Here is a 19,608-nt window from a genome sequence, read left to right on the forward strand (position 1 = left end):
GATTGGCAAAACATCGCATGCGCATTCCAGTCGTTTCTTTAACCAACGGAAAATCAAGTCGAAGGTAGACCTGAAAGATATTTCTAACGTTACTGACATACTGTTGTCAGTAACGTTTTTATATAGTTACGTTAAGATGATTATATGGCAAAATACTATACTCATCCGTGATTCGGTGTACTACATACAAACGTATAAATTTTAAAGAAGGAAGGGATAGGAACGATGCCGATGAATGTAACAATCCAGAAAAGTCGCTACTGGATTGGAGTTGTATCTGCTTCACATGTGAAAAGGGGGGTGCTGGGTGGATTCGCCCAGCTCTGCCATGGCAAGTCGGCACCATTGCGTCGGATGTCTCCCGGTGATTGGTTGATATACTACTCTCCACGAACAGACTTGTCTAAGGGGGAAGTGCTTCAAGCATTTACCGCCATTGGACAAGTGGCAGATGACAAAATCTACGAATATCCGATGTCCGAATCCTTTGTGCCGTATCGTCGGAATATCCGCTATATTCCGTGTCGCGAAGTGAAGATTGCCACTCTATTGGATCAGCTTACCTTCACGCGCGGGAATCGAAATTGGGGGTATCAATTCCGCTATGGTCACTTTGAAGTCGGGTTCGAAGATTTTCTGACAATTACTGGCGCAATGCTTGGCGATGTGGAAGGTATCCAGCATGACGTCGACAATCCGTATAAGCGGCAGGATTCTAAACCTACTAGACAAAATAGAGGTGAAGCAAATGACTGATCGTCCTACAAAAGAAAAGGCGGACATGGGCTATAACGGTAGTAATATGCATGGTTATCCCATCACAACAAAAAAAGTCCCCTTCAGGACAAAAGGCAGATGGTCACTTTGCCTTTTATCCTGAAGGGGATCCCTTTTGCGTTGAATTATTTGAGATATCAGTTTAATGATAGTAAAAACGCGAAATTTGTCGATAAATTGGTTTTCTAATATTCCAACGAGTATATTATGCAACTTTTGACGAAGAAAATTTTGAGCATTACATTGGGTTTACGAACAAGGCTGAATTTTTAATTCCACATGGTCAGAATTAAAGAACCGATTCCTGTAGACTTAGTTGAATAGAGTATAGTACCTTGTTGGATAAATTCTAACAAGGTCCTCGAGTCTGTTAAGATTTGTGTAAACTCATACAGTTATTTGCGAGAAATGCAATTACATGCTAAATGCCACCTATTTACATATGGAGTCAGAATCCGATACATATAAGAACAGCTATGATTGTCCCCGATGTACAGAGAAAATGCCGCCTGAGCCAATCGGTGAGAAGCTCTTAGACAGGGGCGAGTATTTAGTCTGGTTATTGACATTATATAGGGAATTAAAGGAGAATCTAACATGAACATTTGGCCTAAGCCATTCTTGGAGCCAGAAGTATTAAAACAGCGTCTGCTTATCCTGAGCGCACTGGATATTGTATTGTGTGAAGAGGAATGGCTGCGCCGATATCACTTCGATCCGCAATGGGATGAAAACACCACATTCGCGAGCGTTAGCAACGGTTCAGGCGACGATCTTTATATCCTGTTCACCCCCGAGGGCATTATTGTAAAAGGATTCGATCATGAATCGAAAATGAGTCCACATGCTAGGGAAGAATACGAGGTTTGGCCTGGTATCTATGAGAAAGTCCCTCCCGCTTTGCTTCACCGTCTCAATGACGAAGCGTTGACCAAGGAGGAAGTTACTTTCTGCTTATGGCGAGAATCTGCTGATCACGTATGGAAAACGGGAGAGGTACATAATCCCCAAGGGCTGGATGACGGATCAGATTTTTTGCTTGGGATGATATATGATAACCCAGAAGACTATCTGGAGTGGGCAGAGGACTACTACGAGGTGCAGGTCCCACTTGATGTAATTGGTTATGTATTTACGAATACTTCCATCACCAAAGAAATGATGATGGAGCTGAATCCAGAAGTTGATCTGGAAATGGCGATGAAGGAGTTTCAAGCAATCGGTTTTACAGTTGCGTAAAGTACGTCTTGACTCATACAAATACAATTAGGAAGAAGATGACGATATGCCAAAAGGTATGTATTCTCAAGGGGTTGCCGTTCTGTTGTCAACAGCGGTTCCGATTCACAAAATAGCAGACAGACTCAAGGATCAATTCGAAATTGCGAATATCATAGAAACGTTCGACCAATGGGTGTTCAGCGGCCCTAGCCTGCTTATTCCGTACCGTCCAGAAGTAAACGGATATATCCAGGTCGATATCGTCGATAAGTCTTGGCCGGATAGTATGGGAGATCCGGCAGAAGATACGATGCTGTTTGGCGCTTGGTCGATGGGCTTTTTCGGACCGTTTACATTCTCGAATAGCCTGGAGCGGGCAGCTCAGCAGTCGTGGGGATTTCCCGAAGGACAGCAAGCCGCATCCGAGCACGGAGCGTTTATCCGTATTCGTTCTTCTTTCGTCTTGGGGGAGTCGGACGATCAGGCTCCAGTACTGCCTAAGGATTATGAGTCGCTCCCGGAGTTGATGACTGTCGCCGCCATTGCAGAGTCGCTGTTGAAAATGCCAGAAGCTCTTTGCTTTTTTAATCCGAATGGAGAGTGCCTCGCGTCTGCCGAGCTGATGCAAGAGCTGAATCAACGTTATGAGCAAATCCAGCTTCTTCCACTGGAGCTATGGTCCAATGTTCGGTTGTTCAATCTTCCAGAGGGATGGCTCTTGATGGATACCGTCGGCATGCAGCAGTTGGATGTGATCGATCATGAGGCGGTATTTAATGGGGATGCCTACGATCCGAATGAGGTTGCGAGTTTCCTGCGTAATATATCGAACTATGTATACGAGAATGGTCCTGTTATCAATGACGGCGATACAACTGATGGGCCAGGTGAAGAAATTTGGAAGTGTGTCTTGTTGGAGGAAGGGTTGGCAAGTCCTCCGCGTGATGTGCTTCGCTGGTATCCGTTGGATGGAAGGGAAAAACCTGCGGGATTGGAATAATCATTATCACTTGGGAGTACAAGGAACTTAATAGGAAAAAGCACGACCATCCCCTTGTTTCAGGGCATTGTCGTGCTTTTATTTATTAGTATGAGAATGTAAGAGAAGTCAGGCTCACTGGTACCTACTTATTTGATAATCTCCTCGTAGATCAGCTTGCCGTCATGCGTATACACGCCGATCTTTTTAGTCCCTGAGATGGTGTACTCGATGGCGACTGTCTCAATGGTAGGAGTGATCAGCAATTGATGTGGAAAGTTGAAGCTTTGGTTGTTAGCTGTGTTCGCAGTGATTTGGGTATCGGTATGGAACAACTGTCCCGTCTGCTTGAGCTCTTTCATTTGTTCTGGCTTATTTAGCACATATTGTTGGGGTGAGACGACTTTATCCGTTGCATTTATTTTGGTAAAGGTATATTGCTTGTTGGTTTTCGTCACAGCGAGAAAGTGTCCATCGGATGTTGGGTGGATAAACGCATACTTTTTAGAAACAATGAGTCCTTTTTTATTCATCAGCACATAAAATTCTTCGTTCCCCAGCTTGCCTGAGACAATGAATGCTCCACTGTGCATATTCGATTCGACTTTATAGTTACGGGAAGGCTTCCGCATAATTTTGCCTTCATTACTGATAAAATGCGTTTGGCCGTTTATTTTCACACGATGCCAGCCTTCACCATATCCGAAATATTCATCAAAAAATGGCTTACTCAGTATTTTTCCATGAATATTTCTCATGCCCAACTTGTAGTATTCGTCCCCTTTTGCGTCTTTTACCAGTCCACCATAGGGCAAGTAATACGGATCAAACGTTTTCGTAGTCGGTTCGGCTAAGTAGATTGGATGATCCGCGTCCGGAAACTTCTTGGTAATTTTCCCTGTTTTGGCATTGTACAGATACGGCAGGTTTCCTGGATAGTCCGCCCGTAAACCATTCCCCATGTATCTGCTTGAAAGAGCCAATATCGCAACAAGTAGTCATTTTCTTAACATTGCCCTGTTTATCGTAAAGGAAATAGTCCATATGTTTAAAAAGGGGGAATTAAAATAATATCCGTATCCATTTTGGAGCGGGTACACTTCACTTTTATAAGCGAGCGAAGTGCTTATTATTACTTTTCCAGACGGTGAAACCAATGACATGGTGTAACTCTTTGGAGGTGAATCATACTTGTAAAGTGGTTGCTTCGTGAAAAGAAAGAATGGCTCTGTCAAATGAGACGGTATTTGCAGGTTTTGATACACCACTGGTAATTGCGGTTCTCTTGATGGGTCTTGCTGCTCTTCGGCCTTGATTGGCGAAGTAGAGAAGAAGATGAGTAACAGAACGAGCATGGTTTTTAATAGCGTAGAAAATTTCATGATAGGAATCCCTTTCTAGTAGGTTGATGAGTTGGGCCTTAACGAATGACGTTTCAACTGTGACAAATGTTACCATTGGTGTAAAAATTAAATCTAAAATCTCGAAAGGAGGCTACGAATATGCCTGACGGTGACAAATTGTCAGAAACAGCGAAGGCTTTTGTTCAGCAATGTACAAGAAGGGAAACCATTACGGACAGAGAGCAAGTAAAAAAAATCCTACAACAGAAGGGCATTCCAGCTTTTGATGCTTTGTTGGATGTGCAGGAAAAGTATGGAGGTTTGAGCTATTCATTTGGGGGAGAGATCGACAATCGTTTTTGCATCGATTTATGGGGGAGCTTTGCGCATCGAGATGGAGAGGAACGGAGAATACCCGAGGTTTTAAATTATGAAGGTCAAACGGTTGTAGAGTGCTTTCATGTGATGGATGATCGGTTGAGTAAGGGTGGATATATAGATGAGAACGGCAAGTTGTATACGTTACTCTATACTACGTTTCAAGTATTTGCTGAAAATATGGAGGAACTGCTAGAGAGTGAAGGTGTCAAATACAGCCTACTTCGAGAGAAAAAACAATGGGTAGTAAAATGGATAGAACAATCAGACGTTGCACATTGGCTCTCACATATAGAACAGAAACCAATTCTTATTGAGCAGGCGAGCCAGGGATATCAAAAGTGGTGGAAGAGCCAAGATGGCCGGTTATATGTTCATGTTCGAAATGGACTGGGAATATATGCGGTGGCTTATGCGATGGAGTTCGATGATCTTACGCAGCTCGACCTTAGCAGTTATTTCATTCTGCGTGGGTTTCCGTTTGATTGCTCTTACCAATATGATCGTGAACGTGCTGAAGTCAAGAATACGATGGAAATGTTTCATTTTCAATCTCGTTTATACAAAACCTGTGATTATTCCAGGATCACCGTTCCCCAGGTAAAGGAAGCGAAAGACATCTATTTGTATGTAACGGGACAGAAAACCTACCAGAGAGAGCGACCAATCGAAGACTTTTTATTGAAATTTCCAGCGCTTGAACTGCCTATCGAAGATTTTGATCATAGTCTGCTGGAATTTGCTTTGTGCAACGGAGATGAACGGATTTTAAAGCTGATCACTTATATAGCCAATCTGGCAAACCACCATAACCATAGAAGTACTTCAGCTGAGAATAACGTGGATTATTTACTTTTCCATGAATATTTGCGACGGATCCACGTATTCATCGAAACTCATCCAATGAATGTTCATCCATTGTACTTTCATCCCTATCGTGCAGCAGGTGTACCAGCCGAGCATGATATCGCAAAGAAAAATACAGTTGTGGCAAGAATGAGGGGGAACCATGCACAATCCGTTAGTGAGCTAACGTTATACTATATGACTTGTGCCAAAGAAGGAAATGAGATCGCTGCTCGCATCTATCGAATCTATGAACCTATGCTTTTACTATATGCACTCGAAGGAAGTATACGGGTAGATCATGGGCTTATTGAGGTTGGTGGTAACGCCTTTTATCCCTCAAGTTGGCAGGCGAGGGCTGGTAAAGAACCATTCGATGTGTTTCAAAGAACAGCTGAAGCCTGGAGAAATCGGAATGTAGAGTTTGCCATTGATCAAATCAAACGCGTGAAATGGGATAAGAAAATCGGGTATACGGTGGAGCGGGACTTTGGTAAATCAAAGAGAAATGACGAAGCGTTGAAAGCAGCGCTTACACGTTCAGAAAGACGTCTAGGGAATGCTCTTTCTGAATCGCCTTTCGCTTCTGTTCATACAGATCAAGTCCTGTCAAAACTATGCTATGATTACCCGTTGTTACAGACTGATGACGGCAGCATCGCTTACTCGATTTGCCAGCGATATCTAGAGTGGGCGCATCTAGTGGACCGAAAACATCCTGTCGCAACCAAAAGCCCGTGTTTGTACGAACCATTCATAGAAATGCTATATGAAGAGGATCAAATCGAGAAATGGGAAAGCAAGGCTATGAATTTGATTCGGCTCATGGAACTGGAATCTATAGAAAAGTATGCAGAACTATTACGAAAGAAAAATGTTTGAGATAACGAATTCCATACTTTATGACTATACATATGATAATTGTTCGGTTTTTTAGATAGCCTTTTGCTCGTTGTTAAAAAAATTACGGGGGTAATACTTTTGAGTGGACCATTTGATTACCTTAAATCCGAACGTTCTTGACATGGATGATGGATAGAAAATGTCTAATGGTCGTCCAATCAAAACCGCTTTCTAATTCCATTTCCTGGAAGTGAAATCCGACAGAGCGTAGACAACCCCAAATACCCAAACAATGGATACAAAAACATGAGCAACTGACTATATCCAATCAGGCACAATACGAAAGCAGTAGAAAACAAATACAAGTAAAGCCGCGTTTCCGGAACATCCAATAATTCACGCAGCTGCTGACCAATCCCGAACACATTGGAAATCAGCGTGGTAAAAATCTCGGAGTAGAGCACGAAAACAAAGAACAGCTGGAGCCATTCGTTCCATTGCTCTGTTACAAAAAGAATCGGGATATTCATGAGGCGGACATCGTCCCAGTTGGCCAACATGGCCGTATGGACGACGAGGAGCATAAATCCAAGCACGACTCCGCCAATGACGGCTGCCCGTAACAAAACAACCTTGTCGCGGATCGCATAGCCGATCGGGATAAGAACGGATTGGGCCATGGCTAGATTAAAGGACACGTATAAGACTGTCTTCCATAAGAAGGAGTAATCAGATGGGGGCGAGAGCGGCATGGGAGATTCTGCGGTGCCATCCAGCAAAATGAGCAAAGCGAACAATACCATGGACGGAACGACGATCGCATTCACGACGAGTAACTGCTCCAACCCTTTTCGCAGAAGCAACAGGGCGAACAGAACGGTGGCGACGGTCCCGACCAAATACGGAATGTCGAACTGCTCCTCCAAGACCGACCCCGCTCCCGCCAACATGACAGTCGTGACGCCAAAAAGGGTGAGAAAGACCAAAATATTCATCGTACGACCGATCATCGGTCCAAACAGTTTTTGATTAAAGGATTCATAGGAAGGTGTGCGCAAATGATGAGCGATTAGCATCATCTTGTAGCCCAGCCAAACAAAAAGAGAGGTGGCGAGCAGGATGCCAATTGTTCCGGCATGGCCGTAGGCGGTGAAAAACGCGAGGATTTCTTGACCGCTCGCAAACCCGGCGCCTACGACGGTTCCAATGTACGTTGCTGCGACCTGGATACTTTTTCCCCACAACTTCATACTGGTTTTTTCCTTTCTCATCCAAATAGAGGCTAGTACAAGTGTATGAGTTTCGGAGAAAAACAGAATGAGAAAACGCGTCAATCTGATTAGCTATCCCATGAAAAAAGCGAATGGCTCGTGACCATTCGCTTTTTCGAATAGATACCGACATTTTACAAAAGAAACATCGCTGCGATTGTCGTGACCAAAAGCCCAATCGCCACGGGATACAAATTTCGTCTCGCCAGCTCAAAAGGGTCTACTCCACAAATTGCTGCAGCAGGAATCAATGCCCAAGGAATGATCGTTCCACCACCGACCCAGATAGCGGCAATTTGACCGAGTGCAGTTAACATAGCGGCACCGGCACCGAGAGCAGTTGCAAATAGTTGAGCCAAAGAGCCAGCCAGTGTAATCCCGGAGAAGCCTGAGCCATCTAACCCTGTAATGACACCTACTGCGGATACAGTGAGAGCAGCTACTTCCTTGCTAATGGGAATCGTCTGTGCGAGCGCCACGCCGAGGTCATTCACGATTCCGTGTGAACCCTGCGGCAGGACCTCCCCAAACACCTTAATAAACCCACTGTCCCCCATATAAAAGAAAGCAGCAATCGGGATGACCGGACCAAATACTTTAAAACCGAACTGAAAGCCTTGAATGAGATGGGTGGTTACCTGCTCGAGACCAGTTTTCTTGTGCGCGAGCATCGTCGCGATGACGAGAATGAGCAAGGCAGTTCCGCCCACAAGCGCCGTTGCATCACCACCGTGTAAATCAAAAGCAAACATGGCCACGACATCGAGGACAAATAATAACGGTACGAGTCCAGCCAACGTACGCCGCACGCCATCTGACAAAGGGACTCGTGCGGAAGTAAAAACAGCATCGGGTACGACAGTCTCTTTGGGAGACGGAAGCACGCCGAGCTTCATGTCTTTTTTCAAATACCAGAATGCGATTGCAGTTGTCACGACGCCCATAATAATCACGAGAGGGACACTGGCCGAAATCACGTCCGTGACAGGAATTCCTGCGGCTTTGGCGGTTAAAGTGGGGGCGCCTTGAATAATATAATCACCGGACAGTGCAATTCCATGTCCAAACAAGTTCATCGAAACGGCGACACCCATCGCCGGCAGGCCAGCGCGCAATGCGACGGGCAACATGACAGCACCGATCAGTGCGACAGCTGGAGAAGGCCAGAAAAACCAGGAAATGACCATCATGACGATCCCGATGACCCAATAAGCCAATGTTGGATTTCGAACCAAATGGGTCATCGGCCGAATCATCGTTTCATTTACGCCTGTATCAGTCAAAATGTGACTCATCGCAACGATGATACAGATGACTAAAATCGTCGGTAATAGCTCGGTAATCGCATAGATGAAGCTGCCGAATATTCCACCGACGGCTGTTGTCACAGAGCTAGTCGCGACGAAGCCGATAATCGCTATGCCTACGATACTAATCAGACTCGTATCTTTTCGCAAAACCATTACGAGAATAATGCCGATCACGAACAAGACATACACACCATGTATCCACAAAAGCTCGATTCCCATGTCGCTCCCTCCTTCTTCGTTACTCCGGTGGAAGTACCTTGTTGCCACAACATATGCGAAAAATAGGCCATGGGTGAACGCACATCACAGAGCAGACGAGTGAACCAACTGGAAACTGGCATTTTTGTCCACGATATGCCACTATTAATGAATGACGTAACTTTGGGTTCCAAGCAAGAGAGGGGGATCGGCACATCGACGTTCCTAATCAGTCCGTCGTGTAGCCAACTACGATGAATTCGACTACACCCATCCAACGTAAAATGGACCAGGCAATTGAGCTTTTGGAGCGCCGTTTCCTGGAAAGAAGTGAACTGATTCGCCTTTTAATGCTGGGCATCATGAGCGGGGAAAATGCTTTGTTAATTGGTCCGCCGGGAACAGCGAAGTCTCAGCTGGCACGATCAGTCTCTCAGCTTTTTGGATCGCAGCATTGGTTCGAGTATTTGCTTACCCGTTTTACGACTCCTGATGAGATATTCGGTCCAGTCTCCCTTCAGCAATTGAAACTGGATCAATACGTACGAAAAACAGCTGGTTATTTACCCAACGCTCAGTTTGCGTTTTTAGACGAAATTTTCAAAGCGAACAGCGCGATTCTGAATGCGCTGCTTTCTATATTGAACGAACGAGTTTATTTCAATGGCAGAGAAAAAGAGGAGGTTCCGTTGCAGTTTTTAATCGCTGCATCAAATGAGCTTCCTGATGACGATGATCAATTGACAGCTCTTTATGACCGCTTCCTGTTCCGTTATGAGGTTCACTATTTGAAACATGCTGCAAGCTATGAGCGCATGTTTTCTTTGCCGACGACTCCTCTTCCCGTTGTGTTCTCACTGTATGACGTGAAGGATATTCAAGCAGCAGCGAAGCAAGTGGTCATTCCAGAAACCATCATTTATTTTCTGTACCGCCTCAAACAAGACTTGGAAGCAAAAGAGTATATGCTCTCCGACCGCCGTTGGAGCAAAATCGCAAATGTATGGCGTACTTCTGCTGCCTTGCATGGACGTGAGCAAGTGACGATCTGGGACACGGTTTTCACTCCGCATATGCTGTGGAATGTCCCTGAAGATTTACCTGTTATGCAGGAAGCGTTTGAACAACAATTTACGGAAATGCTGAAGAGTGATATGGAGAATGAATTACCACTCCAACGCTTCGGACAAATTGCAGATAAATGGAAGGAAAAAGAATCAGAGCTGCATGCCTTCCAATTTAAAAAAGAAGTGGGCGCAAAGCTGGGCAAGGAAGCGATGGAGCGCAATGTCCGGTTGTTAGAGGAGAGTCGCGAAGAGGTAGAAGAGACGGCACGAGACTTGCGTAATCGTCTTATTCAGTGGGAGAAGCGGGAGCACGATCTGCATGCCTATGTCCTGGAAAAAAACCGCTTGATTCCCCATGTAGAAAAATACGCGGTCAAATATTCGTACCTGCGAATTGAAGGCGAACGGATTTTACAACAACTCCAGCGCACGTATCGGACGATTTTTGACAAGGAAATCCCCGGGGCGGATTATGATTTTACGTTGTAGGGGGTAGCTCGTATGATCATTCGCGCTAGTGGTGTTGATCGTTATGTATTTGAAACATACCTTGCCTCTTCGCGCACGGCTCAGGAATGGGTTCATGAAGCACGGGCACGAGCAGCATGGTTTGATTTGGATCTCTTGGCTGACTTTTTCCTCGTCTTTTATTTGGAAAAGCCGGAGATCGATCTGACGCAAGAATCCACTCCTTTTCATCATTGGATGATTCGTACGCTTATGAAGCAGTATTTTACACGTATGATTCATCCGCGGACATTCGGGCAGGAAAGTTCATCGTTCAAAACAGCAATCAAGGCCTTGCTGTGGCTAACAGAGACGTTTTCCGAGGAAGTGAAGCAGCGGGAGAAGGATCAACGGCCCTCTCCGCTCTTAACTGGCTTGAAAGACCAGCAAGGCCGGGAGGGAAGTCAACAAGCACAGCTTTCCGAGCTACTGACAGAAAAACAAAAGGCCAAGCTCGAGTTAGTCGGTTATACCCTTCAACAGGGGAAGCGCGTCGTGGAGGATAAGCAGGAAGCCATGGACACCAAGCCATTAGTGCGGGCAGAGGTACTGTCCTTGCAAAATCGCATTACCGAGCTGCAAGAAGAAATGAAAGTGCAGTTCACGAAACGGACCAAGCTTCTGCAAAAGGTGAAAAAATTGGAGGGGGAGCTCGTCCAACGCGAAAAGCAGCTGGATCGATTGGAAAAGCAAGAGAAGGAAGCGATCGCCGCTTTTGAAAAAGAGCTGGGACAATGGCTGGAGCAATCGTTAAAGGCGACGTTATCCACCGAGGAACTCGATACGCTTTTTGTCGAAGAGGTATTTACGGCTAGTCAGCGTTTTGCCAACCGAAGCTGGGGGCATGAGTTAGGAAAGCTGCGTAGGCAAAGCTTTGAGCAGTATTTGAAATGGATTGAGAAATTGAGGCGCCATCCGGATCTGGTCGCTTTTCTGAACGAGGTAGGCAGGCAAGTCCATCGCTTTCGTGTTAAGCGCAAAGAAATTCGTTCCAGACATTTTCCTGAGGAATACTATGATTTGCGACAATCGGGCGATATTGCGCACATGCTGCCTGGTGAAGCTGTGCTTCTCGCTGATCCGGACTTCGAGAATTACTTCATGCTCAAATGGCTGGAGCAAAAGCTCATGACCTACGATACCTCGGGATGGGTAGAAGAGCCGCCAAAGGGTCCGGTGATCTGCATGCTGGACACATCCCATTCGATGCGCGGAAGTAAGCTGCGGCTTGCACAAATTTTCATCATGACGTTTGCTGCCCTCTCGATGCTGGAAAAGCGCGATTTTATCCTCCTCTTGTTCGGGGCAAAAGGAGAGATTAAGGAGCAACCGCTCTACCACAAGAAGCCAGATTGGCCTGCCTTTTACGGCCTGGCGCAAATGTCGTTTGGCGGTGGGACTCACTTTGACGCTCCGATGAAGCGAGCCATCGAGCTGGTTGAAAAGGAACAGGCGTGGCGTGGAGCAGATTTTGTCATGGTAACGGATGGAATTGGGGGAATTTCTCCTTATGTCCAAGAAAAACTCATCTCTTTGGGCCAGCATAAACAAGTTCGTTTGCACAGCTTGATTGTGGGTTCTGCGAGGCAGCATCTCGTACAAGCGTATGATTTGCTGGGAGTTTCTCATCGCGTCAAATTTGCGACGAGCTGGGAAGCGGATGGGGAGGAGAATACAGGGTTGCTCCTAGATGTTTTTCAAACAGCCAAATAAGTTGTTCGACGTACTTCCAAATCTCGTCTCACTCGTGGGACGGGATTTTTTCATTTCAGTTAAGAAAAATTTTAACTCTTACCCACTGTTTTCTTTAATTGTTTCGCCTATGCTGAGCGTAGCCAATTAAATAGCAGAAGGAGGAGACTATGGAGAGACTGATTAAGCTGGCCAAGCTTATACGTGGAGCCAATGTATTATTTTCAAATATTGCACGAAAAGAGCTAAAAACAAATGAAATCAATTGGCAACAAGTATTGATTCTCGAAATTCTTGAAAACGGGCCAAGAACAATGGGGGACCTTAGTAAGGCTATTGATTTGTCAAACAGTACAACTTCAGGCTTAATTAGTAGGCTGGAGGAGGAAAATTTGGTACGAAGGTACCGAGACCAAATGGATCGCAGGATTGTGTGGGTTTCACTGACAGAGCGATTATGCAGTGCATAAAGAAATCGGCTGAAAAAAAGGGATAGTCCGCTTCTTCTCAGCCGATGCTCATGACCCTAATTAGCCAACTCTCGCGGCCATCGTACGTCCGAATTCAAGCTCATCGAATTTGTTCTGAACGACTTGACGATCGTATTCCCATAGGGCATCCTCCAGCGCATACTCCACCGGAACATCCCGAATAATCGTAGCCAGTTTTCTGCTTAAGTATACCTGATCGCGATTTTCTTCCAGCTTGCTGCGCATTTTTGGCGTACAGCTTGCCAGATTTACATATAGGTTGTCCAGATCACCATGCTCGGTAATCAATTTTGTCGCTGTTTTCTCACCAATTCCTGGGCAGCCTGGAATACAGTCAGAGGCATCTCCCATTAAAGCTTTGACATCCACGACCTGTTCAGGTGTAATTCCACGCAATGCCAAGAGGCTCGCAGGATTATAATGCTCGTGTTTACCGCCATTTTTCAGGATTTTTACACTCACTCGCTCAGATATGAGCTGCAAGCTATCGTAATCACCTGTCGCAATGATGACCTCGTGTCCTTCTTCGGAAAGACGTGTGGAGAGCGTACCCAATACGTCATCACCTTCATAGCCAGGGCAACCCAAGTTCGGAACCGAGAACGCATCCGTTACTTCTTTTACCAAATCGAATTGTGGAATGAGCTCATCCGGTGCTGCTTGGCGATTTGATTTATAGCCGTCATACCATTGACTGCGCACCAAAGACTCGCGCGAAGCGACATCCCAGCCCACTACGAGATGAGAAGGACGTGTCAACTCTGCGTAATCGAGCATCATTTTTGTAAATCCATAAACCGCATTTGTGTACACACCTGTTGAAGTCTGGCGATAGGCTCCACCCCAAGCAGAACCATAAAAGGCGCGAAATAAAAAGCTCATACCATCGATGAGCAGTACTTTTCCAGAATCACTCACAAAACCTTGCCCCTCTCACTACCAAACTATACGCACCATTATAGCATAAAGGAGCGGGACAACCTTGTCAGATTTTACAACAGAAATATCGGGAGAAAACGTGCATGTACTTTTCTTACGGTGGGATGATAGTACCACAAGAGGTCAGCAACCACCTCTTGAAAATCAACTTCCGGTCTCAAGGTGAGAAGCAATAAACGCTAGACGGTTCAAATCCGTCCCGGGAGAAAAAAAGCGTTGGGAGGAATCAATCATGGCAAACAACGGTGGAAGCTCCAACAACCTGCTAGTTCCTCAAGCGAACCAAGCTTTGGATCAACTCAAGTATGAGATTGCATCTGAATTCGGTGTAAATCTCGGACCAGACACTACTTCTCGCCAAAACGGTTCTGTTGGTGGAGAAATTACGAAGCGTCTGGTGAGCTTTGCTGAGCAACAAATGGCTGGTCGCCAAGTCTAACGTACTGACAAGTAAATAGCTGGATGAAGAGAGGTCCCTTTTTAGGGGCCTTTCTATGTTTGCCATGAATAGCCCTTTTCTTTCCTGTGTGGTGCAAACACACAAGCACAATCGCGGACTAGTCATATGGTGTAACGAACAGTTAACTATCCTCGTTTGTCCAGTGGAAAGGAGCGACGTCCGGCTATGAAGAAAAAAGAGGTCAAGCAGCTTTTAAAAAAGCATCCCGAATTTGAAGCATGGGTCCTCGAAGATTCCATGCGGATTAGAGCGGTTAAAAGCAACCCCGGTATGGCGGAAGAATTGTTTAAAAGATGGAACGAACGGAAAAAAGGGTTACTTGATTTTGAAGGCATCTCACAAAAAACTAAACGTGCAAGCGAAATGCTGACAGGCGTGCAATCCATCATGGAAATGATGTCGGATTATTCGAAGAAACAGTAAGATTACATTTGGAATGATTGGAGAAGGCTAGCTCATTAGCCTTCTTTTTCTTTTTCCTTTCAGGGTGTGTTTTGTTATACTAGAAAATGGGAGGGAGCATGTCTATGTTCAAATCAATGGTTAGTCTCATGTTGGCCACAGCATTGACGCTCGTCCCTGGGACAAGCATATTTAGCCAGACAGTAGAAGGGGTTTACGCCCAAACGACGAAACAACAACCAGCGATTAGCGTAACGCCAGCCAAAACATATCCTGGGGACGTTATTTTTGTACGCAGTAAAGAGCCACAAACCGTAACGGTATTCTCTCAGAACTATCAATTGCAAAAGACACAGGATGAGTATGCCCGGTTTATCCCGATTCCTTTTAACACGAAAGCAGGGACCTATAAAGTTACATCTGCTGACAAAAAACTTTCCGTAACGGTGACAATCGCACCGAAAAAATTTGAAGTAGACAAGCTTACGGTAAGTAAACAGCTCAACAACATGCGACAGGATACAAAACGAATCAATGCAGATCAAAAAAAGATCAATGCAGCTAGATCAAACTCGCGAGCGATTCCGTATTTCTCGGAGCCGTTTCAACAGCCAGCAGTCGGAAAATTAACGACTCCATTTGGCTATCAGCGCGTAGTAAACGGTGTACCAGCCAACAGACATGCGGCGATTGACATCGCGAACAAAACAGGTACGCCAATTGGGGCGAGCAACCACGGGAAAGTGGTTCTGGCCGACTCTTTATACTTAACAGGCAATACCATCATCATCGATCACGGGTTAAATATTTTTTCCATCTATGCTCACTTGTCCAAGCTAGATGTAAAGACAGGGCAAGAAGTGAAACAGGGACAGGTGATTGGACAAATGGGTAGCACCGGTTTTTCTACAGGTCCTCACCTTCATTACGGCATGTTAGTAGGTAATACGTATGTAAATCCACAGCCGTTTTTTGATGCATCACCTTTCCTCTGGAAGTAATTTGGAGGTGTCTTCATGAGAGTCACAAATGTGCCAAGCAAAGTACTCAACAACATGGTTCATTTCTTGGCGCCGTATGAACAGGCAGTTGAAGAGCTAAAGTTAAAACTAAAAGGAATTAAATACGGCTTTCAAAAAAGCGGCCGTTATTCTCCTATTGAATTCGTTGTCGGACGAGTGAAAAAAGTCGACAGTTTAGTAAAGAAGGCAAATGAAAAAGGAATCGACTTTTTGGGAGATCATTGGCAAAGTGACGTCGCCAGGGAAGTCCAGGATATCGCGGGCCTTCGAGTCGTATGCCGCTATGTAGACGACGTGCGCGAGGTGCTGCAGTTGTTGCAGGAGCGGGAGGATATTGTCATTCACGATGTCAAAGACTATATAGCAGCTCCGAAGGAATCCGGCTACAGAAGTATTCACATGATCGTTTCGTATACGGTCTACCACGGCAGCGAAAAGAGAACACTTTTTTGTGAGATTCAAATCCGTACATTGGGAATGAACTTCTGGGCGACAAATGAACATGAACTGCGCTACAAATATGCGGGCAACATTCCGACAGACGTGTTGCAACAGCTTCATGAAGCGTCTGTAATCACGCATCAGCTCGACGTGTTGATGAACAATTTGCGCCAAGAAATTCTCACACCGGCAGAAGTTGATACGACACTGGAAGAAAAACTGGAAGAAATATTTTCTTTGTACGTCAAGCAAGATTTGGATTCCGCCGCAGCCTTGTACAGGGAACATGTCAGTGGTTTCGAAGAGGCTTTTGCGGACAATCCTAAGTTTAAAATGATTCACGATTTGTTGGGAATACGGTTGAAATAACGTCTCTAGTTGTCTACAGACCAAATGTAACCTGAAAAAACGCGACAAAGTAGGAAAGGATATAGACTAACATGCGCTTTTTACTAACGAACCTACTCGTTGTGGTGATGGTTTTGTTCAACCTAGGCATGCCTTCCGCTTTTGCCGAGGAGTCATCAAGCATGGAGCCTAACACTCTCACTGGACAATCAGCCATTCTGATTGATGCTACAACGGGACAAGTCTTGTTTGAAAAGAACCCTCATGAGAAGTTGTACCCTGCTAGTATTACGAAAATCGCAACAGGTATTTACACGATAGAAAAAGGGAATCTGGATGACACTGTCACCGTCTCAAAAAAAGCACGCCGTGAAGAAGGAACACGTGTTTATTTGGAAGAGGGAGAAAAGATTTCCCTACGCAATTTGTTGTACGGACTGCTCATGAATTCGGGCAACGACGCTGGTACAGCGATTGCGGAGCATATGAGTCAGACGACAGAGCGTTTTGCAGTGGATTTGAACGCCTATTTGAAAGAAAAAGTAGGGGTCACCGAAACGAATTTTGCCAATCCACACGGACTACATGACCCGAATCATTACACGACTGCCGCTGACATGGCCAAAATATCGCGGTACGCGATGAAAAACCCCGTATTTAGGGAAATTGTCGGTACCAAGCGGCTGCCTTGGCATGGACAAACGTGGGAAACAGTGCTAGTGAATCATAACAAGCTCCTGCGCGAATACGAAGGGGCGACTGGCATCAAAAACGGGTTTACAGATCAGGCGATGCATACGCTGGTAGGCTCTGCCAAGCGTGGAGAAACAGAGCTCATCGCTGTCACAATGAAAGCCTCTACTAGTGCAAATGCATACAAAGATATAAAAAAGCTACTGGACTTTGGCTTTCAAGGATTTGAGACCAAATCTGTTGCCAAAAAAGGAGATTCCTTTTCAGAAGTAGCTGTTCCTGGTAATACCTCGGTTGTGACTTTTACAGCCAAGGAAGATTTGTATGCGACGGTTCCCAAAGGGGTGGAGCCTTTGGTAGAGCTAGAAGCAAATGGGAGCCTGTCTGTCCAGGCTGGCAAGCTAGCCATCTCTTATCCGTTGCTTCGCCATGATCCGCCTGCTCCAGCTCCTGCTACTATATTTGGGGATTCAGAAAGTGGCAACCCACATCCACTGGCGCGCTATAGCGTATTAATCGTCTGGTTAGGAATGAACTTTTTCTTAATCGTGTATACGTTTTCCCGTGTCCAGAGGAATAAACGAATTCGCGAACGCAGTCTGCAACGGCGGTTCTACTAATACAAATATGAGAATCCAAACAGGACGTAGCACTATGCGCGTCCTGTTTTTTAGTTAGGTCTTCTGTGGGGGATAGATGCCGTGTCCAATTGTGGAAAACGAGCGTACATTAGAGAAAGAAACTTTTCTCTGGTGAGGGGGAGTGAGATGGACAACCGAATCTATGATCGCCCTGCCGTGTCCGTCATCATCCCAATGAGTGACAACACCAGGAATATGAAAAAACTACTCTCTGTTGTCAAAAGAATAGATCCACACACGGAAGTAATCGTCGTGTGCAACGGAGTGAGCTCCCAAGAAGCTAATCTGTCCAATGAATGGGGAGTACTAGTCCTTTCAACCGGTCTGGAAGTTGACAGTCATGAGGCAATAGCGATCGGCTCTGCTCATGCGAGGGGAGACGTTGTCCTTTTTATCGACGGACGACTCGCCATGCCTCTCTTATATTTGAAGAAATATGTCACACTGGTCAAAAAGGGATGGGATGTCATTATCACGACATGCTCCGACCACTGGGGATTCAAAAGAGGAGAACGTTCAGCACACAGTGCCTATTGCCTGTTGAACCATCTTCTTGGTCAAAAAAGCATGGGGTCCGCTTCCTTTGAAAATATTCCGTTTGCGTTGAGCAGAAATGCTCTGGAGGCCATTGGTTTCAAGACTTTATGCCATCCGGCGGTTGCTATGGTTCAAGCGTCTGTCTTGGGGCTCAAAATGACGACAATCGCCCCGTTTGCTGCGGAAAACCAACCAATTGGTACTCGTGATATCGTGCAAAAAGACATTCGTACGATTTATCGGGAGCATGCGAAGGCAATCCAGCTACTAACGGGTGGAACGAAGCAGCGCCGCGCAGAGCAGGATGGTCAACGACACCGTGACTTGGTGCATGCATCGGACGTTTTGCATCTGCGCTCGGTCATTCATCTAGAATCGCGCGTTAAGGAGGGCGGTGGACGGGGTGGCAAACGCAAAGCGAAATATGCGCGATCCCACAAAAAAACGCAGAGAAGAGCACATTAATGGCAAAGAAAAAGGCCAGAATGGATATCGATTAAGTGTCATCCTTTCTGTTCACCACGAGCGGACAATCCAAAAAGTACTCAGACAAATTGAGAAGCTTCGGCCCATGGAAATCGTACTCGTTGTGGAAGGCTGGCCGGATCAATCGGTGAAAAAGCTCGCTTATTCCTCCTGTCCACTCACCGCGCTTGTGTACCCGTTTTCTTTGGGGGATGATGTATGGAGAGCCATTGGTGCCAGGGAGGCCACAGGAGATGTGTGGTTGTTTCTCGATGCAGATCAAGTCGTAGCTGCAAATGATATGCAATCCTTTGTCAGAACGTGTTACCGAGGAGCAGACATCGCGTTGAGAAGGTGCATGACACCCCTTCGACAATCATCTATGGAAGCGGATACCATTTTGCTAGCGAAGACATTTCTCAATTCCTTGGCTTCACGTCATGAACTGAGAACTTCCTCGATGTACGATTTACCTTTTGCTATGACACGACAAGCTGCCGCTACCATCGGCGTTCAACATTTGGCCGTACCTGCCGTTGCGCACGCCATTGCACTACACAAACAATTGCATGTCGTGTCATCTTCTTACAGTGCACCAAAGCTTACGAGAAAAAGAGCGACACCAAGCAAGAAGAAATCGAGCGTTAACCAGACGATCTTGGGAGATCATCTAGAAGCAATGGATTACGTAATGCCCCTCAAATGAATGATACCGTTGTCGAGGCGATGCCAACTGT

General features: G+C 45.7%; 18 protein-coding genes. 14 read left to right on the forward strand and 4 right to left on the reverse strand.

Going from position 1 to position 19,608, the window contains the following annotated elements:
- Positions 1-231 precede the first annotated feature (231 nt).
- The 3 genes from ACUUHJ_RS15700 to ACUUHJ_RS15710 all read left to right on the forward strand — a co-directional run bounded on the left by ACUUHJ_RS15700 (position 232) and on the right by ACUUHJ_RS15710 (position 2,998).
- Positions 232-756: an EVE domain-containing protein gene (locus tag ACUUHJ_RS15700; protein ID WP_289672952.1), complete on the forward strand. Its 525-nt coding sequence runs from the start codon at positions 232-234 to the stop codon at positions 754-756.
- A gap of 618 nt (positions 757-1,374) precedes the next feature.
- The gene (locus tag ACUUHJ_RS15705; RefSeq protein ID WP_472299289.1) at positions 1,375-2,016 is read left to right on the forward strand and encodes a hypothetical protein; all 642 of its coding nucleotides are present in this window, start codon (positions 1,375-1,377) and stop codon (positions 2,014-2,016) included.
- A gap of 46 nt (positions 2,017-2,062) precedes the next feature.
- Entirely contained in the window at positions 2,063-2,998 is a 936-nt protein-coding gene (locus ACUUHJ_RS15710; protein ID WP_472299290.1) for a DUF4261 domain-containing protein, read from the forward strand.
- Between the two features lie 128 nt (positions 2,999-3,126).
- Here the strand turns inward: ACUUHJ_RS15710 and ACUUHJ_RS15715 are convergent, their stop codons facing one another.
- On the reverse strand, positions 3,127-3,939 hold the full coding sequence (locus tag ACUUHJ_RS15715) for a hypothetical protein (protein ID WP_472299291.1): 813 nt from the start codon (positions 3,937-3,939) through the stop codon (positions 3,127-3,129).
- Between the two features lie 540 nt (positions 3,940-4,479).
- Between ACUUHJ_RS15715 and ACUUHJ_RS15720 the strand changes: the two genes are divergently transcribed.
- Positions 4,480-6,426 (forward strand): hypothetical protein, encoded by a 1,947-nt coding sequence (locus tag ACUUHJ_RS15720; protein ID WP_472299292.1) that lies wholly within the window; start codon positions 4,480-4,482, stop codon positions 6,424-6,426.
- 179 nt (positions 6,427-6,605) lie between these two features.
- Here ACUUHJ_RS15720 and ACUUHJ_RS15725 read toward each other — a convergent pair whose 3' ends face one another.
- Complete coding sequence (locus ACUUHJ_RS15725; protein ID WP_472299293.1) at positions 6,606-7,637, reverse strand: YkvI family membrane protein; 1,032 nt, start codon at positions 7,635-7,637, stop codon at positions 6,606-6,608.
- Between the two features lie 155 nt (positions 7,638-7,792).
- On the reverse strand, positions 7,793-9,187 hold the full coding sequence (locus tag ACUUHJ_RS15730; RefSeq protein WP_472299294.1) for a hypothetical protein: 1,395 nt from the start codon (positions 9,185-9,187) through the stop codon (positions 7,793-7,795).
- A gap of 233 nt (positions 9,188-9,420) precedes the next feature.
- Here ACUUHJ_RS15730 and ACUUHJ_RS15735 point away from each other — a divergent pair, with 233 nt between their 5' ends.
- The 3 genes from ACUUHJ_RS15735 (at position 9,421) to ACUUHJ_RS15745 (ending at position 12,902) form a co-directional block, all read left to right on the forward strand.
- Entirely contained in the window at positions 9,421-10,722 is a 1,302-nt protein-coding gene (locus ACUUHJ_RS15735) for an AAA family ATPase (protein WP_472299295.1), read from the forward strand.
- Positions 10,723-10,734: 12 nt separating this feature from the next.
- Positions 10,735-12,453 (forward strand): hypothetical protein, encoded by a 1,719-nt coding sequence (locus ACUUHJ_RS15740; RefSeq protein ID WP_472299296.1) that lies wholly within the window; start codon positions 10,735-10,737, stop codon positions 12,451-12,453.
- Between the two features lie 149 nt (positions 12,454-12,602).
- Positions 12,603-12,902, forward strand: coding sequence for a MarR family transcriptional regulator (locus ACUUHJ_RS15745; RefSeq protein ID WP_289672933.1), 300 nt, complete (start codon positions 12,603-12,605; stop codon positions 12,900-12,902).
- A gap of 60 nt (positions 12,903-12,962) precedes the next feature.
- Here the strand turns inward: ACUUHJ_RS15745 and ACUUHJ_RS15750 are convergent, their stop codons facing one another.
- The gene (locus ACUUHJ_RS15750) at positions 12,963-13,841 is read right to left on the reverse strand and encodes a 5'-3' exonuclease (protein ID WP_016743681.1); all 879 of its coding nucleotides are present in this window, start codon (positions 13,839-13,841) and stop codon (positions 12,963-12,965) included.
- A gap of 253 nt (positions 13,842-14,094) precedes the next feature.
- Between ACUUHJ_RS15750 and ACUUHJ_RS15755 the strand changes: the two genes are divergently transcribed.
- The 7 genes from ACUUHJ_RS15755 (at position 14,095) to ACUUHJ_RS15785 (ending at position 19,577) form a co-directional block, all read left to right on the forward strand.
- Positions 14,095-14,301, forward strand: a complete 207-nt coding sequence (locus ACUUHJ_RS15755; protein ID WP_047067213.1) for an alpha/beta-type small acid-soluble spore protein — start codon at positions 14,095-14,097, stop codon at positions 14,299-14,301.
- 186 nt (positions 14,302-14,487) lie between these two features.
- A complete protein-coding gene (locus tag ACUUHJ_RS15760) occupies positions 14,488-14,745 on the forward strand; it encodes a hypothetical protein (protein WP_015891327.1) in 258 nt (85 codons plus the stop codon).
- A 104-nt stretch (positions 14,746-14,849) separates the two neighbouring features.
- Positions 14,850-15,725, forward strand: a complete 876-nt coding sequence (locus ACUUHJ_RS15765; RefSeq protein WP_064199338.1) for a M23 family metallopeptidase — start codon at positions 14,850-14,852, stop codon at positions 15,723-15,725.
- A gap of 15 nt (positions 15,726-15,740) precedes the next feature.
- Positions 15,741-16,556: a GTP pyrophosphokinase gene (locus ACUUHJ_RS15770; protein ID WP_064199339.1), complete on the forward strand. Its 816-nt coding sequence runs from the start codon at positions 15,741-15,743 to the stop codon at positions 16,554-16,556.
- Positions 16,557-16,627: 71 nt separating this feature from the next.
- Positions 16,628-17,848 carry a D-alanyl-D-alanine carboxypeptidase family protein gene (locus ACUUHJ_RS15775; RefSeq protein ID WP_354142392.1) on the forward strand — a complete coding sequence of 407 codons (1,221 nt, stop codon included), beginning with the start codon at positions 16,628-16,630 and terminating at the stop codon, positions 17,846-17,848.
- Between the two features lie 147 nt (positions 17,849-17,995).
- A complete protein-coding gene (locus ACUUHJ_RS15780; RefSeq protein WP_472299297.1) occupies positions 17,996-18,871 on the forward strand; it encodes a glycosyltransferase in 876 nt (291 codons plus the stop codon).
- Complete coding sequence (locus tag ACUUHJ_RS15785; protein WP_472301200.1) at positions 18,831-19,577, forward strand: glycosyltransferase; 747 nt, start codon at positions 18,831-18,833, stop codon at positions 19,575-19,577. The genes ACUUHJ_RS15780 and ACUUHJ_RS15785 overlap by 41 nt, the downstream gene beginning before the upstream one ends.
- Positions 19,578-19,608: the final 31 nt, after the last annotated feature.

Source organism: Brevibacillus schisleri (genome assembly GCF_055685845.1).